We start from the raw sequence: 14,566 nt of genomic DNA, 5'->3' as shown, positions 1-14,566 counted from the left end.
CAAAATCATTTTAATATAAAATTAAACCTGGAAGCACTCGATAAATGTGTTTCCAGGTTTTTTATATGATTCACGTCATACATTTATACATAATATAAATATATCTACTTTGAACAACAATTAATAAATATTTAAAAATATTTTGATTAATTTAGTTCGTAACTTGGGTATAGATAAGAAACATAACACCTTAACAAACGTTATTACAAAACTAGGGAATATAATTCAACATAAATCATTTACTAATTATCGTTTTAATTAATGCCTATCGGGTAAAAGTTAACGTAGAATTTACATTATTAAGGAGTGTTTTTTATGAATCGGCTTAGTGAATGTAATTATATTAATCCTTCAAAAGTTTCACTAGATTGGGAATGTTTTGTTCTTAGTAAAACTGACATGGAATTGGATGGATTGCCAAAAGAACTAATCAATGCTTGGATGGCAGAAAATATAATTGAACCCTTCTCTATTAGAAATAACGAATTAAATTTTAAAACCAAAGATATTAGAGAAGCACTAGCAAAACAAAATTGGTACTATGAGACATAAGTCTTTTCTTATTAAGCTAAATTTAAATTAGTACGGTATAAACTAAGTGCTCTATTAGCAGAGGCCAAAACTTCATGATCCATATAATTACTATAAAAATATGAGTGTAATTCTTTATAACATGTTGCTTGTTTTGGGAAAAACTTGTCTCTTCTTATGTTATGAGCTAATTGACCAAGTGGAGTATCATCTGCTTCAAAACCTATTACAAAATCATAAAATGTCATAAGCATTACCTCGATTATATATATTTTAATCGTTACATGTTTTGTTGTATTTATATCTTTGCTTAATCATATCAAATATTTAAAATTTGTCTATCACGGTATATTTAAATTTATATCAAAATTGTTCTCACATTCTTTTCATAGCAATATTTAATTCAAATGTGTAAAAAATGTAAAAAATTTATGTCATTTTAGTTAATGTACAAAAGCGACGCCTTTCCATAATTTTGAAAGGCGCCGCTTTTGTATTTATACTAGAATATTTCCATTCTGATCAGCAGGTTTAAATAGCGTAATAATAGCTCCTACCACAGCTAAAATTTGGGGAATACCTGTCCAACAAAATACTAAATAGAGTAATCCTATTATAGTTTTTCTGGCATAAAATTTATGGATACCGAATCCACCTAAGAAGATTGCGAGGACAATATAAATGACTTTATTTACTTCATTCATGCTTTCATCTCCTTAACACTATACTTTATAATCATTTGCTATATACTATTTAAATTAATTATCACTTTATTCTTTATGAATGGTTATAAACTTCTTCAAAAAATGCTTTTTCAAGTTTCAAAATTTCTGTATATTCGCTGGGCATAATTTCATTACTGAGTTCAATCGCTCGTGATAAAACATAGTCAAGTAATTGATAATCTGTAGCAGGATGATTAAAGTGTTTTTTTACTTGCTCAATTAATGTATTTTCTTCAATAAGTACTACAGCCCTGCCATACACTTTATCTATTTTTCCACGTTGAAAGACAGGCTCTAAATAATTAATAATTTCATCAACTTGATTAAATGATTCAAATCCTGTTTGTATATGTGCTTCAATCTTACTGGCAATTTGCTTTAATCTTTCATCTTCTTGTTGATTATCTGGCATTAAATAACTACGTATCCTATTTTTTTGTTCAACAATTTCCGCTTCAACTTCCTCATACTTCAGTTGATCCCCATCATTTTCTTTTAACTCTTGTAATAATCCCTTTATTTCATCTAAATTCACATTATTTTCCCCCATTTTAATAGGCCCCTTTTTTAATGTTATTTATTAAAATAATATAGTCTTTATGTTACCTTATTTATACTTTCTAAAACCTACATTTCTAAATATTTATAGATATATGAGCGCACAATATATCTAATTTTCATATTTTACTATTGCTAGTACTTAAATAGTGATAAGATAATAATGCTATAATAATAAATTGCAATTTCATCTTTGTACATCACATCATTGATCAAACAATTTTTTCATCATTTAAAAGTTCTTATATATTGAAGGAGGTGTAGCGTTTTGAGTCTACATTTCATGATCGTCTTCTGGTTATCCTTTGTTTTTCTAGTTGCTGGCATCATATCTCTCATTGCCTACAAGATTAAAGGTTCACATGAAGCTAAAGAATCTCTACTTGGATTAACTGTAATATTAATGCTTTTTGGAGTTGTTGGGATACTATTCTCCCTTATATTTAGTTAAACCTTAAATTTTATAAAGTTCTGAAACCATGTTAAACGTAATGCTATAGTCATTATGCTATTGATTGCGTTTCAGAACTTTATTTTTTAGCTGTTTCTCTTTCAAACCTTAATCAGTTAAAAAACTGTAAATCATTAACATGATTAATATTAAAATAAAGTAATATATAAATCGTTTGTATGCTCTATACTTCTCTTCTTTAATTTTCTCAGGTGAGTGATTTACATTTTCATGCAATCGAGTATTGATAAACAAAAAAGGCATGGTTGCTAAAAAGGCAAATACTAGTGCTAAAATAATAGCTAGCAATAAATTCATATCGTCACCTCAATTTCACTTCATTTTCACTGACCTTATTCCCTAATGTTCAAAACTTAATGACTATGTTACTTACATTATTTTAATATACTATTATAAATTAGTAATTCTTTGTATTTATGGTTTATAATGTATGTAACCATATGAACGCGAGATAAACCGATAAAAATGAATTAGGAGGGATCACTTTGAAATTAACTTATTTACCCCAATGGGAAGTCATTAATCAAAGTCAAAAACAATTTGTTATTCAGGAAGATTCAAATTCCCTTTCTCTAGTAAGTCCTATAAACGACTATGCTATGGGGATATTGAGCCAAGTCTTTTTTACTATCAATAACGATGAAGTCACTTCTACAAAAGTTGAGAACAATAGTAAAGCACTTAAAATTGAAGTCAATGAAGCGCAGTCGCAAATTAAAATTTTAGATCTTTAATTAAAGTCTAAATTCGTTTATATCTCAAAATATATACCACACTAGCTTCTTACATTTATCAAAAATATTGAACTGATATTCAATATAATTCTACTAATGAATGGTGAGTGATGAATATGAAATTATTCAAAAATATACTTCTTCTTATAACAGGTGTATTAGTCATACGTGCATTGCTATTAAGTGTAGATAATTCAAACGAGGAGAAAGTTGAGAATAAAGTAAGTGTACAAGATAAACAAAAATGATAGTTTTGTTACAACACAATTACGTTTCCTTATGGAATTGTTAATTGTGTTTTTCTAATTTTATCGGCTTAAACCACTTTATTTCTAGAGCATTCTAGTAAAATAATGTAAAACATTCATTTAAATCGAGGTAATTATGTCAAACTTAAAAACACGCATAGAACATCATCAAATTTACATCTATTTTGTAGCATTAATTCTAGGTACTATTGCTGGAATGTCTTCAATTACTTTGTCTAATATTTTAGATTATTTTGTCACGTTTTTTATAGCTATATTAATGTTTAGTATGTTCTCACAAATACCATTTTCAACTATTAAAAACCATTTTTTACCGGTTAAATATATCATTGCATTGGTCATATCAAACTTTTTTCTTATTCCTATTTTAGTATATGGATTAATTCATTTATTCAATATAACTTCTTTACCAATTTTAATAGGTTTATATTTAGTATTATTGACCCCTTGCATTGACTATGTCATTGTATTCACGGCTTTAGGAAAAGGAAATGCTCAATATATGTTAATTTCAACACCTATTTTATTTATACTACAAATACTATTGTTACCCTTTTACTGTGCTTTATTTTTAAATAGTCATGTACTCACACAAATAGATAGACAGCCATTTTTAGAAGCCTTTTTAACCTTTATAGTTCTTCCACTAATATTTGCAATACTCCTGCAACTATTTAGTGGTAAGTTTAAACCTATGCAACAATTACAAGTTATGGTTGGTTGGCTTCCAGAATTGTTTATGGCCTTTGTACTTTTTACAGTAGTAGGCTCACAAATCAATACAATTATTCAAGACTTATCCATTGTATTAACTGTTATCCCTATTTACTTATGCTTCATGATGATTTCACCTTGTTTAGGTGTATTATGTGGTAAGCTTTTTCGATTAGATGTACCTACATTACGCACCTTAGCTTTCAGCAATGGTACAAGAAATGCACTCGTTGTTTTACCCTTAGCGCTCTCCTTACCAAATCAATGGGTCACAATTGCTACGACAGTCATCGTAACGCAAACACTTACTGAATTATTCGGTGAGTTAGTTTACATCAAATTAATACCTAAATTTATAAAATAGCGCAGATCTATTTCATACTAATGTAAATTATATAACTCAAAATTATATATTTAATTTAAAAGTTTATATTCGAAAAATGTGTGATACTGATATAAAATAATAGTAATACTTTTCTTAATTATGCTATTTTTTCTATGCATAGGTTAATTTAAGTAATTTAAAGCAAAGGGGCTTGATGTTTTGAAGAAACTTCCTTTATTTTTATTAGGGGCTGGTACATTGCTATTTTTAGAAATATCTATTTTTAGTTTTCTTACAGAAGATGATAGTGCCGAGATTGATGACATGGCAGATGAAGATAGAACAAATACACAGTTTTAATCTCTCCTATGATTGGAACTGAATCATTGTCGAATATTTTAATAGCAACAGTACATTCATATTAAAATGTACTGTTGCTATTTTTAATTCATTATTTCACATTATTCTTCTCTTTGTTGTCTATTTTTACGATTCAAATAGTTTTATTTTCATGTAAAGTGGTATAAACTGTTAACTAGATGTAATTTTACACTTATGTATTTTCGTTCTCTCACAACTAGTGACATACGGTTAAACCTTTGCACACTCGTAATCCCTTTAATGAGGTGATAAAGATGAAAATTTTAAGAAAAGTTAATGAAAATGAAATGCTTATTTATCATATAAAAACAAATTTAGGATTAATTATTAAAGTTAAAACACACGCGAATTTAAGTAATGAGGAAGTTGAACAAACACTCACTAATATATCTAATGATATGGATGAGAAATTAAAAAGTAATATTGAATAATACGTTACAAAGACTTTAACGTTCCCCTATTCTCTTTATATTTCCATGAGATTTTTCAATCAAATCAAAACACGCCACATTATAAAGTGGCGTGCCTACTAGAAAATATAATTTCACACTAGAGTTTGGAGGACTTCTTGTGCTTACTCTTTATATACCCCTTTTAAATAATTAAAAACTGAAATATTCAAAAAAATTAAGCGCTTTCAATAATAAATTTTGATTGGCATTCATTACTACTTATAACTTATAATTCTGCAAGTTACTTTTGTAAAAATTTAATTAAAATCAACCATACTGTTGGAAAACAACTAAACAAAAAGTTATCCTATAGATAAGGTGTTTATAAATACGCTTATTAAATAGTAATATTAACGCTGTTATATTCAAAGTGAATTTCTTTGTTATTTTAGTTTAATTAAATATATTCACATAGAAGTGTTATAGAAAAAGGGATGATGGAATGGAAATCTTACGTAAAGTTTATAAAGATGATGAGCCCGTTTACCATGTCAAAACTGACAAAGGCTCTGTTGTTAGAATTAAAGGCTCCGATGAATTAACAGAAACAGAAACACAAGAACTGTTAACGTTAGTTTCTCAGGATATAGACAAAATGAAAAAGTAGATTATGCGTGTGATAAGATATATATTAAATTTTATATTCTAAGAACAATAACTGTATAGCAGTTAAGGGGCAGTATCAATATACGCTTAATATTTCAAAAAGAAAATATAAACTCACTTTTTATTTAAAGTTAATACTTTTTAGATAATACTATCAATTATTGTCTAGAAAGCATGCATGAATGTATCCTCGACAAGTCATTAATTCCAAATATAATTTGCTATTTTTTCTGTTAAACAAGTCTTCATAATTTATTTTGAACAGATGAAATGGCGAATGTATTTCATTTTTAAAATTATATATAAAAACACCTCTGTAAATGGTATACTGTTTACAGAGGTGTTTTTGCTAAGTAAAACAGAAAATCATTTCACTTCTAAAGTCATATCAATATGAGGAATATTGTCTTCAAGATAAACCTCTGAAATACAAATAAAACCAAAAGAACTATAAAAAGATTTTAGATGTGCTTGACCGGATATCTTTATTAAAGTTTGTTTGTACTGTGCCTTTATTACATCAATCGTCTTTTGCACAATTTCACGGCCATAATACTTTTTTCTATAATTTTGCGTTACTAAAACTCTACCGAAACTTACATATGATTCATGATCGATGATGCGAGTGTATGCAACAATATCATTTCCATCTTTAAGCATGACATGTATTGCATTAAAGTCTGCTCCATCAACTTCTTGATAAGCACAATTCTGTTCTACAACAAAAACCTTCACCCGCGCTTGAAGGATATGTAGCAATTCATGATTAGTGAGTTCCTTTGTATGTTTCACAATTAAATCCATATTATCCCACCTAAGTTTAAAAATAGTACTAGCTTCATCCTATTTATCAAACTAAATATGACTATTAGGAATAAAGTTAGCACTATAAAAATATTATTTATAAAATGATTATATAAATAATATTACTCGCTTTCATATCAATACTCAAATTACTTTCAACAACTTCATTGTTCAATCAACTGAATTAAATTACCACATGTATCATCTATAACTGCTAATTTAATATTTTCGACTTCTTTGGGTTCAGTATGAAAAGTGACATTCGCTTCAACTAATGCACGGTGTACATTATCTAAGTTTTCAACTCCAAACATCGTTATAGGTATGCCTGCTTTGTATAAACTTTCTTGATAATTTTTAGCTATTGGACTTTCATTCGGTTCTAAAACAATTTCCACAGGGTTGTTAGAATGTGCTTCTTTGACCGTTAACCATTTAAATCCTCCCCCCATATCTTTATCATGTACCAGGTCAAAACCTAATTTTTCAGTATAAAAAACCTTAGCTTTTTCTTGATCATCAACAAAAATACTCATAGCAATAATTTTCAAATTTTTTCACCCTATCCTTTATTTTAAAATATGACAACTTCAGTATTCCTAAATGCATAAACTATTAGTTACATTCCCTTATAAGTGTTTTATATCCTCATAGACTTAATATATTGCTTTACCTTAATCCTAATAATCATTTGCTATAAACTATCGTAATAAAATAGTCTACACCTTCTACACTATTAGTCACTGCTGGTGTCACACTTACAATTTCATAATGTTGTGCGTCAGTCAATTGTTGTAAGTATTTATTTACCCGATCATCAAAAGCTTCAAAATCTTCTTCATATTTCATATGCAGTGTTTTAATTCTCATATTATTCTTCCCTCCTTATCCTATATACAGTGATTACTAAATCATACTTTTAAGGAACAGTTGCTTATTATTGAATCGCCTTGTTACCCTGCAATATTTCATTTTCTAACCAATCGGTAATTTCACGAAATATACTCTGATTATAAGAGCTTTCATTAAATATTTCATGTTGTAACCCATCATAAATATGCAGTGATTTATGTTTAGATCCAATTTCTTCATATAACTGCATTGAATCTTTATAACTTACTAACCCGTCATCTTTACCATGTAGTATTAATATATGCACTTTAAATGCATCTGCATGATTTTTTAAATATTGCACACCGTCCATTAGCGTGTATATTAGTCCCATTGATATTTGTTTTGCATTCAAATCATCTAATTTATATTTAGTGATTACTGATTTATCAGAGCAGACACCCTCACCTAAATCATTATCGATATACGTATGCGAAGATATACTACGATCCAATTCACCAAATAATTCATAATTATATCGTGTTAACGCGCCAGAAGTGATTACCCCATCAACGACTTTTGGATGTTTAGTTCCATATAACATCACAGTATATCCTCCCATACTATGACCAATGAGATATACTTTATCTCCATAATTTACTTTCACCTCATCAATAATTGTTGATAAATCTTCAACAATTTCTTCAACGTGACTAAAGTATGTCTGTTGTCCATCAGAACGTCCATGTCCTCGTTGATCATATCGTATAACATTAAACTGTTTAGCATTTAAATATTCAGTAATTTCATCATAACGGTCTAAATGTTCAGCTAATCCATGTACAATAATGATATTCGCCTTTGCGTCTTTGACTTCATTTATCTTAGTATATAACCTTGTTCCATCTTTAGAAGTTAAATATTTAATATAATTCATTACATACACCCTAAAATAATAATCATATTTTAAAATCTCATTTCTAATGAAGCTATCTATTATAATAAATAACTACCCTAAAATTAGCTTTAATACACTGCTCAAAATTACTATATTTATCATCTATCAAAGTAAGACATTTAAACGTATATATAGAAATAATCCTTTCCTTTAATACTATTCTAATTGTATTTTTTTAGTAAAGACAATCTTTGTCCAACTTTTACTTAACATATAATGATATGCTTAAATAGGAGCGTGATTCAAATGACAAAATATATACTGTCTTATAATTTAAATTCAATAGCTTATGGTTATGAAAAATTACCAACACAATTAAACGCATTAGGCAACGCATTGTATATATACAGAGGTTTATGGATTTTAAATAGCAGTTTAGACCAAAGTACAATTTGTAACAAAATTAAAAGTTCTTTTAATTCGAATGACGATTTCTTGGTTTTTGAAATAGCTCAAGATCCATTAGGAACATTAAATGAACAGAAATATATTGAAGTGCAACGCTTGCTTGACCTGTAATCCCTTCTCAATGGGGATGTACACAGCTTGTTTAATTTTATAAGCGTGTGCGCTCGTTCCTCATTTTTATAGATAGTATTGTCTCCTTTATACAACCCCTTCATACTAAATATATTTCAAAAAATCATTGTAATATCTCACAAATAAATATTTTAATTTTTCAGATTATTACAATAATTCCCTGTCGTTTATATGCTAAGATTAATTTATTTTAGTATTATACAAAGGGGATGAATCATTTGGGCAAATCTAATAGTAAAAAAGAGAAACAACAACCCAAAAACACTAGTAAAAAAGAGAAACAACAACCCAAAAACACTAGTAAAATGCCACATATTTACGTTATTTTATTTATTTTTGGGGTTATTGCAACAATATCTACATATTTAATACCTGCTGGAGAATTTAAACGTATCAAGGGGCCGGAAGGTAGAGAAATGGTAGATGCAGATTCATTTCATTATATAACTTCCACGCCAGTCGGTATTGTAGACTTTATTTCAATCATACCTAAGGGGTTAATTGAAGCTGGTGAAATTGTCTTTTTCACTTTAATTATAGGTGGAATGTTTATGGTATTGAGACGTACTGGCATCATTGAAATTGGCGTAGATAAACTTGCACGCCGTTTTCTAAATCACAGTATTTTTATCATTCCTGTATTGACTGCGGTATTTGCAACTATAGCCACACTCATAGGTACTGCGGAACTTTCACTTGTATATATTCCAGTAATTATACCTCTCATTATTGCTTTAGGTTACGATTCCATTACAGCTACAGCGATAGCACTTTGCGGTACAGTAGTTGGATTTACAGTAGGTGTGTTAAATCCTATTAATACGGGTTTAGCGCAAAAGCTATCCGGGCTTCCTGTATTTTCTGGCATTGGCTTACGTATCATTATTTTTATTGTTGTACTATTTGTAACCATTATTTTTATTATGCGCTACGCTAAAAAAGTACAAAGTAATCCTACACTTAGTTCGGTCTATCAAGAAGATACTGAAAAAAGGCAACTATATAAAAATATTACAAAGCAAAACCCTATAATTGCAACAAAACGCCAAAAGATAGGTATTGCAGTGGTCTTACTCTTCTTCATTATTCTTGTATACGGTGTAACAACACAAGGATGGTTTATGGTAGAAATGTCTGGTTTATTTATATTTATGGGCATTATCGTGGGACTTGTTACCGGATTAAATACAAAAGAGATATGTGAAGCTTTTAATGACGGTTTTAAAGATGTACTGATGGGCGCAATTATTGTAGGACTCGCTCGTTCTATAGTAGTCGTGTTAGAAAATGGAAAAATCATGGATACGATTGTTCATGGTTTAGGATCAGTCATAGATGGAACAACTCCGACAGTGGCCGTAGTAGGTATGTATGCAGTCCAAGTCGCCATCAACTTCATTATATCTTCGGGAAGCGGTCAAGCATTGGTAACAATGCCTATCATGGCTCCCCTCGCAGATATGTTAGGTGTTACAAGACAAACAGCTGTACTCGCCTTCCAACTCGGTGATGGCTTCACTCACATTTTCTATCCAACGAGTGGTTACTTTATGGCTGCTCTCGCTATCGGTGGCGTTTCTTATACCAAATGGATACGTTTCTTCTTTCCATTGTTTATCATATGGGCCATTATCTCTATCATTTCATTAGTGATTGCACAACTCATTGGTTGGTCATAAGGCGTCTATACCATTTCTCATTATATTTTATGAAAAAATTCATAAAATCGACGATCTATATTGAATATAGATCGTTTTTTAATACAAAATTCATGAAACTGATATTTAATCATAATAAAAATAGTATATTATATAAATACTTACATCTAGATAATTTATTAGGATTGTGGGTTATGTATATGATTTTAATGGTTTATTTTATAAATACATATCTATGCAACAGTTTTCTTATATTTTTTAAGGAGGTTCAGTGAGTTGAAAAAAGGCATGCTATTAATCAGATTAATGTTAGGTTTAACATTTCTTATACATGGTAGTCAAAAAGTGTTTAGTGGCTTTGAAGCGCCAATACAAATGATGCAAGGCTTAGGTCTCCCAGCCTTTTTAGGTATCGTATTAGGGCTATTCGAATTCGTTGGAGGCATTTTAATGATACTAGGTATCCTCTCTAACTATATCGCTTTAGGTTTTATTATTACGATGTTAGGCGCTTTATTTACAGTTCATTTGGCACAAGGATATATGTCCTCAGAACTTGTTATTATTTTATTAGTAATGAGTATTGCTGTGACAATATCATATAAATGGAAAAAATTTATTGAATTCTATTAAAAAACAAGGCACACATAAAGTGTGCCTTGTTTTTATTTATTGATTATAATCTGGTCGTATAAACCACATTTCCGATTCATAATCATGTACTACTCTATGTGCTACTTCTGTCTTTTCTGCGCCGCCACCGTTCCAATTTTGATCTAATGATTCAAATTTATAATGATTACCATCATAATTTCCATCTGTTACGACAGCTGTATGTCCTGCTCCGTTACCAAATTCCTCATTAAAAACAACGATATCACCAGCTTTTGCTTCAAATGTTGCTGAATTCTTATAAACAGTAGCTTCTCCATCAAAATTATTTTTAGTAGGTATTTCTTTTGCATAGTCTCCTTTTAAACCATGACCATATAAGTAGTCCCATTGCTCATTCACTAAATCAAAACACTGCCAACCGTATTCATTATCATAATCCCATCCCTTACCTTCAAGAGATTTGGTATGATCCACTGATTCCTCATGCGTTGCACTTGTTGCGGCTGAAGCAGTATTTACCTGGCTACTCATCCATAAACAAGTCGTAGCCATAAGCAAATATGTAAATATTCGAACAATATATTTTGTCATAATTCTCCCTTTCAAAACAAAATTTCACATAAAATATACAAGTCACACTTATATTGTGATGCCTGAATTTTTAAGTGTAAATGAATTTTTTATTACGACAATAATATATCATACTGATTTTGCTAATTGATTACACTAATATGAAATTTATTTTAATTTTTAAATTTTATTTGTAATGTATATTACATTTGTTATAAATTTAATTATTAAATATTTGATATCAAAAAATCTTCACTTTTAAATGATATTTAGACCTGGTGGCAGTTTTTATTCATATTTCTTAGTATGTTGTTGTGAATCAGACTTCGGTTAGTCATTTTGACACAGCCGGGTCGCTTACCCACCGATGCCATATTACCTAAAAATAGTGCTTTGACTGGTAAAATGTCATGAAGGCCTCAGTTTATTTAAAATTTACAGTTAATAATCAAAAAAGCCAAACACTATATTTAGCGTCTGGCTTTTCGATATTCTGATACTCACGTTTAACGTAAGTGTTTACTGCTATTTTTTTCGAACAGCTTTTAAAATAATTGAAACGATAAGAATTAACACGATTGCACCAATTAATGCTGGTATAACCGGTACGCCGCCTAATACAGGTCCCCACATACCTAACAATTTGCTACCAATAAGTGAACCAATTAATCCAGCAATGATATTACCAATGATACCACCTGGAATATCTTTACCTAAAATTGCACCGGCTAACCAACCGATTAAGCCGCCTACAATTAACATTATTATGAATCCCATCTATATTACCTCCATATTACAAAAATTAAACGCCTTTAAATATTGTACCACTTAATATGTATACATAAACATTTTTTAAAATAAAAATAGCACACTACAATAAATGTGCTATAATAGCTTATAATATTAAGCCAAAGATGGACATTAATCACGCTATACTGTATTTAAACTTATATGATATATTGTATGAATTTCATATATTTAGCTTAAACCACTAAGTAAAGATATCTATAAACCTTTACCTTTATTTATTGAAAAATCATTCCTATACACCGCATGATTATATGTCTTTTCAAAATTTAAACGAGGTGATATATATTGAACATATTTTTAATTATATGCATTGTTGTAGCTTTAATATTAATTGCTCTGAGTCTCTTTAGCATATATGAATATAAACACGAGAGAAAAATGTTATACACGAAGTTTTTGGAATCTCATGAAAAGAATGGGATAAAAACACAAACCAGAAAAATACTTATATTTTCACTTGTGTTATTCATCTTGGCAATTGCATTTTTAGTGTTTCCACTCATCATTACATAGTTAATGAACAATGAGCAAAGCCTACAATCAAAATGATTGTAGGCTTTGCTTGAGTTGAATCCCTTAAAATCACGAAAAAGCATCGATTTCTTTTTTTACATATTTTAGTAATATCTTTAAGGCATAACGCATATTTTCAGTACTCTCATAAGCATATGACAATCTAATAGCATTTTCATCGCTGCCATAAATAAATCCAGGATTAAATAATATTTTCTCTTTGTTAAGTAGCTCTGAAAATAATTTCTTTATATTAGCCTCTTTTTGTACTTTTAACCAAATAAAAAAACCACCTTCTGGTATATTCCATGTTGCAACTTCTGAAAAATGCTCCTCTAAAATTTCTAACATATCATTTCTCTTACGCTCTAACGCATTGCGCAAATTGTCAATATGATGATCATAATCACCACTTTTCAACAGTTCATACACTACCATTTGAGATAATATACTAGAACCATAATCAATTTGCATTCTTATATCTGCTAGCTGTTCAACCACTTGTTCAGAAGCAACAATCCACCCTATTCTAATTGCAGGGGCTACTGATTTTGAAAAACTACTAATATGTAATACATTACTTTTTTTATCTAAGGTTTTAATTGGTTTTGGTGGTTTATTCTGAAACCATAAATCCTTATAAATATCATCTTCAATAAGAGGAATATTATGCTTTTCGCTATACTTTAATATATCTTCTCTATATTGTTTAGAGCGCACGTGTCCAGTTGGATTATTAAAAGTTGGTTCAATATAAATCGCTTTTTCATTACTACTTGGGTATTGGTTAATAATTTGTTTAAAATCTTTAAATGTTTCTAATGAAATCTTCACTTTTCTCATATTTCCAATATTAAAAGCATGTGTGGAATCAATATACGATGGCGTATTTGAAAAAATTATCGTGTTTTGACTCAAAAAACCAATCGATAATAGTTGGATAGCGTGTAAAGCTCCAGAAGTAATGAGTACATTTTCTTTAGATATATTAAATCCTTCCACATTCAAGCGTTTTGCAATTAACTCACGCAACTTATTGTAGCCATATCCATTATTATAACCAAACGACAAGGATTCAATATATTGAGAAACCTGATTCATTGCCTTTTTAAGTTTGTCCTGTGGAATAAGTGCTTTTCCTAATTCACCTTTACTAATATGTATATAAGCATCACTTGTTTCTAATTTATTAATTATTTGTACTGTATATCTACTCCGTGTACTTGAACTCCACTGCATCATCTCTAACCACTTATGTTTTATAAAATCTTCACTTAAATAATCGTTAACATAAGTCCCACTACCACGTTTGGTATATATAAATCCTTCTGACTCTAATAATTCTATACTTTTTATAATCGTAACTCTATTCACATTAAATTGATTGGCTAATGTTCTTTGCGACGGTAACTTCATGCCATAAAACCAGTCACCTTCTATTATTTTATTTCTTAAATACGAAGCGACTTCTTTATATTTCATAATGATGACCTCCATTCT

At 29.4% G+C, this 14,566-nt stretch carries 21 protein-coding genes and 1 pseudogene; 11 read left to right on the top strand and 11 right to left on the bottom strand.

Translation table 11 applies throughout. The annotated features are described in order from the left end of the window. Nucleotides 1–315 precede the first annotated feature (315 nt). Complete coding sequence (locus BK821_RS06495) at nucleotides 316–552, top strand: hypothetical protein (protein WP_046837263.1); 237 nt, start codon at nucleotides 316–318, stop codon at nucleotides 550–552. An 11-nt stretch (nucleotides 553–563) separates the two neighbouring features. On the opposite strand, the gene BK821_RS06490 is transcribed toward BK821_RS06495, so the two are convergent. The 3 genes from BK821_RS06490 to BK821_RS06480 all read right to left on the bottom strand — a co-directional run bounded on the left by BK821_RS06490 (nucleotide 564) and on the right by BK821_RS06480 (nucleotide 1,806). Beyond that, nucleotides 564–779: a YozE family protein gene (locus tag BK821_RS06490; RefSeq protein ID WP_046837262.1), complete on the bottom strand. Its 216-nt coding sequence runs from the start codon at nucleotides 777–779 to the stop codon at nucleotides 564–566. Between the two features lie 249 nt (nucleotides 780–1,028). Further along, nucleotides 1,029–1,235, bottom strand: coding sequence for a TM2 domain-containing protein (locus tag BK821_RS06485; protein WP_046837261.1), 207 nt, complete (start codon nucleotides 1,233–1,235; stop codon nucleotides 1,029–1,031). A gap of 73 nt (nucleotides 1,236–1,308) precedes the next feature. Further along, nucleotides 1,309–1,806 (bottom strand): hypothetical protein, encoded by a 498-nt coding sequence (locus tag BK821_RS06480; protein WP_071331442.1) that lies wholly within the window; start codon nucleotides 1,804–1,806, stop codon nucleotides 1,309–1,311. A 276-nt stretch (nucleotides 1,807–2,082) separates the two neighbouring features. Here BK821_RS06480 and tsaT point away from each other — a divergent pair, with 276 nt between their 5' ends. Beyond that, nucleotides 2,083–2,265, top strand: coding sequence for a type II toxin-antitoxin system toxin TsaT (tsaT, locus tag BK821_RS13620; RefSeq protein WP_046837259.1), 183 nt, complete (start codon nucleotides 2,083–2,085; stop codon nucleotides 2,263–2,265). 108 nt (nucleotides 2,266–2,373) lie between these two features. Here the strand turns inward: tsaT and BK821_RS06470 are convergent, their stop codons facing one another. Beyond that, entirely contained in the window at nucleotides 2,374–2,583 is a 210-nt protein-coding gene (locus BK821_RS06470; protein ID WP_046837258.1) for a hypothetical protein, read from the bottom strand. A gap of 188 nt (nucleotides 2,584–2,771) precedes the next feature. Here BK821_RS06470 and BK821_RS06465 point away from each other — a divergent pair, with 188 nt between their 5' ends. The 6 genes from BK821_RS06465 to vraX all read left to right on the top strand — a co-directional run bounded on the left by BK821_RS06465 (nucleotide 2,772) and on the right by vraX (nucleotide 5,768). Continuing rightward, the gene (locus BK821_RS06465) at nucleotides 2,772–3,020 is read left to right on the top strand and encodes a hypothetical protein (protein ID WP_046837257.1); all 249 of its coding nucleotides are present in this window, start codon (nucleotides 2,772–2,774) and stop codon (nucleotides 3,018–3,020) included. Nucleotides 3,021–3,136: 116 nt separating this feature from the next. Further along, nucleotides 3,137–3,268 (top strand): hypothetical protein, encoded by a 132-nt coding sequence (locus BK821_RS13615; RefSeq protein WP_256201623.1) that lies wholly within the window; start codon nucleotides 3,137–3,139, stop codon nucleotides 3,266–3,268. Between the two features lie 136 nt (nucleotides 3,269–3,404). Further along, complete coding sequence (locus BK821_RS06460) at nucleotides 3,405–4,367, top strand: arsenic resistance protein (RefSeq protein WP_071331441.1); 963 nt, start codon at nucleotides 3,405–3,407, stop codon at nucleotides 4,365–4,367. Nucleotides 4,368–4,547: 180 nt separating this feature from the next. Further along, a complete protein-coding gene (locus BK821_RS13470) occupies nucleotides 4,548–4,688 on the top strand; it encodes a hypothetical protein (protein WP_177165124.1) in 141 nt (46 codons plus the stop codon). 275 nt (nucleotides 4,689–4,963) lie between these two features. Then, nucleotides 4,964–5,140, top strand: coding sequence for a hypothetical protein (locus BK821_RS13465; protein ID WP_169746240.1), 177 nt, complete (start codon nucleotides 4,964–4,966; stop codon nucleotides 5,138–5,140). A gap of 463 nt (nucleotides 5,141–5,603) precedes the next feature. Then, nucleotides 5,604–5,768, top strand: coding sequence for a C1q-binding complement inhibitor VraX (gene vraX, locus BK821_RS13460; protein WP_157821428.1), 165 nt, complete (start codon nucleotides 5,604–5,606; stop codon nucleotides 5,766–5,768). 365 nt (nucleotides 5,769–6,133) lie between these two features. Here the strand turns inward: vraX and BK821_RS06455 are convergent, their stop codons facing one another. The 4 genes from BK821_RS06455 to BK821_RS06440 all read right to left on the bottom strand — a co-directional run bounded on the left by BK821_RS06455 (nucleotide 6,134) and on the right by BK821_RS06440 (nucleotide 8,339). Further along, on the bottom strand, nucleotides 6,134–6,571 hold the full coding sequence (locus tag BK821_RS06455) for a GNAT family N-acetyltransferase (protein ID WP_046837255.1): 438 nt from the start codon (nucleotides 6,569–6,571) through the stop codon (nucleotides 6,134–6,136). 164 nt (nucleotides 6,572–6,735) lie between these two features. Beyond that, entirely contained in the window at nucleotides 6,736–7,122 is a 387-nt protein-coding gene (locus BK821_RS06450) for a VOC family protein (protein ID WP_046837254.1), read from the bottom strand. 136 nt (nucleotides 7,123–7,258) lie between these two features. Beyond that, nucleotides 7,259–7,441, bottom strand: coding sequence for a hypothetical protein (locus BK821_RS06445; RefSeq protein WP_071331440.1), 183 nt, complete (start codon nucleotides 7,439–7,441; stop codon nucleotides 7,259–7,261). Between the two features lie 67 nt (nucleotides 7,442–7,508). Next, entirely contained in the window at nucleotides 7,509–8,339 is an 831-nt protein-coding gene (locus BK821_RS06440; RefSeq protein WP_071331439.1) for an alpha/beta hydrolase, read from the bottom strand. A gap of 267 nt (nucleotides 8,340–8,606) precedes the next feature. Between BK821_RS06440 and BK821_RS06435 the strand changes: the two genes are divergently transcribed. The 3 genes from BK821_RS06435 to BK821_RS06425 all read left to right on the top strand — a co-directional run bounded on the left by BK821_RS06435 (nucleotide 8,607) and on the right by BK821_RS06425 (nucleotide 11,191). Further along, entirely contained in the window at nucleotides 8,607–8,879 is a 273-nt protein-coding gene (locus BK821_RS06435) for a hypothetical protein (protein WP_071331438.1), read from the top strand. A gap of 239 nt (nucleotides 8,880–9,118) precedes the next feature. After that, nucleotides 9,119–10,579, top strand: a complete 1,461-nt coding sequence (locus BK821_RS06430) for a YfcC family protein (RefSeq protein WP_371261093.1) — start codon at nucleotides 9,119–9,121, stop codon at nucleotides 10,577–10,579. A 255-nt stretch (nucleotides 10,580–10,834) separates the two neighbouring features. Beyond that, nucleotides 10,835–11,191, top strand: coding sequence for a DoxX family protein (locus BK821_RS06425; protein WP_071331436.1), 357 nt, complete (start codon nucleotides 10,835–10,837; stop codon nucleotides 11,189–11,191). 36 nt (nucleotides 11,192–11,227) lie between these two features. On the opposite strand, the pseudogene BK821_RS06420 reads toward BK821_RS06425, so the two are convergent. The 3 genes and pseudogenes from BK821_RS06420 to BK821_RS06410 form a co-directional block, all read right to left on the bottom strand. Beyond that, nucleotides 11,228–11,635: pseudogene (locus tag BK821_RS06420) on the bottom strand (CHAP domain-containing protein); the annotation flags it as partial. Nucleotides 11,636–12,268: 633 nt separating this feature from the next. Then, the gene (locus BK821_RS06415) at nucleotides 12,269–12,520 is read right to left on the bottom strand and encodes a GlsB/YeaQ/YmgE family stress response membrane protein (RefSeq protein ID WP_046837247.1); all 252 of its coding nucleotides are present in this window, start codon (nucleotides 12,518–12,520) and stop codon (nucleotides 12,269–12,271) included. A gap of 615 nt (nucleotides 12,521–13,135) precedes the next feature. Next, a complete protein-coding gene (locus BK821_RS06410; protein WP_169746241.1) occupies nucleotides 13,136–14,551 on the bottom strand; it encodes an aminotransferase-like domain-containing protein in 1,416 nt (471 codons plus the stop codon). Nucleotides 14,552–14,566: the final 15 nt, after the last annotated feature.

The organism is Staphylococcus sp. LCT-H4, from assembly GCF_001866145.1.
Taxonomy (GTDB): domain Bacteria; phylum Bacillota; class Bacilli; order Staphylococcales; family Staphylococcaceae; genus Staphylococcus; species Staphylococcus succinus.
Note: the sequence above shows the minus strand (reverse complement) of the source record. Positions and strands in the feature narration are given on the sequence as shown.

Excerpts from the sequence above, each read along its gene's own strand:
- BK821_RS06485 (WP_046837261.1), bottom strand. The coding sequence starts at position 1,235 with ATGAATGAAGTAAATAAAGTCATTTATATTGTCCTCGCAATCTTCTTA.
- BK821_RS06470 (WP_046837258.1), bottom strand. The coding sequence starts at position 2,583 with ATGAATTTATTGCTAGCTATTATTTTAGCACTAGTATTTGCCTTTTTA.
- BK821_RS06480 (WP_071331442.1), bottom strand. The coding sequence starts at position 1,806 with ATGGGGGAAAATAATGTGAATTTAGATGAAATAAAGGGATTATTACAA.
- BK821_RS06495 (WP_046837263.1), top strand. The coding sequence starts at position 316 with ATGAATCGGCTTAGTGAATGTAATTATATTAATCCTTCAAAAGTTTCA.
- BK821_RS13465 (WP_169746240.1), top strand. The coding sequence starts at position 4,964 with ATGAAAATTTTAAGAAAAGTTAATGAAAATGAAATGCTTATTTATCAT.
- BK821_RS06490 (WP_046837262.1), bottom strand. The coding sequence starts at position 779 with ATGACATTTTATGATTTTGTAATAGGTTTTGAAGCAGATGATACTCCA.
- BK821_RS06440 (WP_071331439.1), bottom strand. The coding sequence starts at position 8,339 with ATGAATTATATTAAATATTTAACTTCTAAAGATGGAACAAGGTTATAT.
- BK821_RS06435 (WP_071331438.1), top strand. The coding sequence starts at position 8,607 with ATGACAAAATATATACTGTCTTATAATTTAAATTCAATAGCTTATGGT.
- BK821_RS06415 (WP_046837247.1), bottom strand. The coding sequence starts at position 12,520 with ATGGGATTCATAATAATGTTAATTGTAGGCGGCTTAATCGGTTGGTTA.
- BK821_RS06460 (WP_071331441.1), top strand. The coding sequence starts at position 3,405 with ATGTCAAACTTAAAAACACGCATAGAACATCATCAAATTTACATCTAT.
- BK821_RS06455 (WP_046837255.1), bottom strand. The coding sequence starts at position 6,571 with ATGGATTTAATTGTGAAACATACAAAGGAACTCACTAATCATGAATTG.
- BK821_RS06445 (WP_071331440.1), bottom strand. The coding sequence starts at position 7,441 with ATGAGAATTAAAACACTGCATATGAAATATGAAGAAGATTTTGAAGCT.
- vraX (WP_157821428.1), top strand. The coding sequence starts at position 5,604 with ATGGAAATCTTACGTAAAGTTTATAAAGATGATGAGCCCGTTTACCAT.
- BK821_RS13615 (WP_256201623.1), top strand. The coding sequence starts at position 3,137 with ATGAAATTATTCAAAAATATACTTCTTCTTATAACAGGTGTATTAGTC.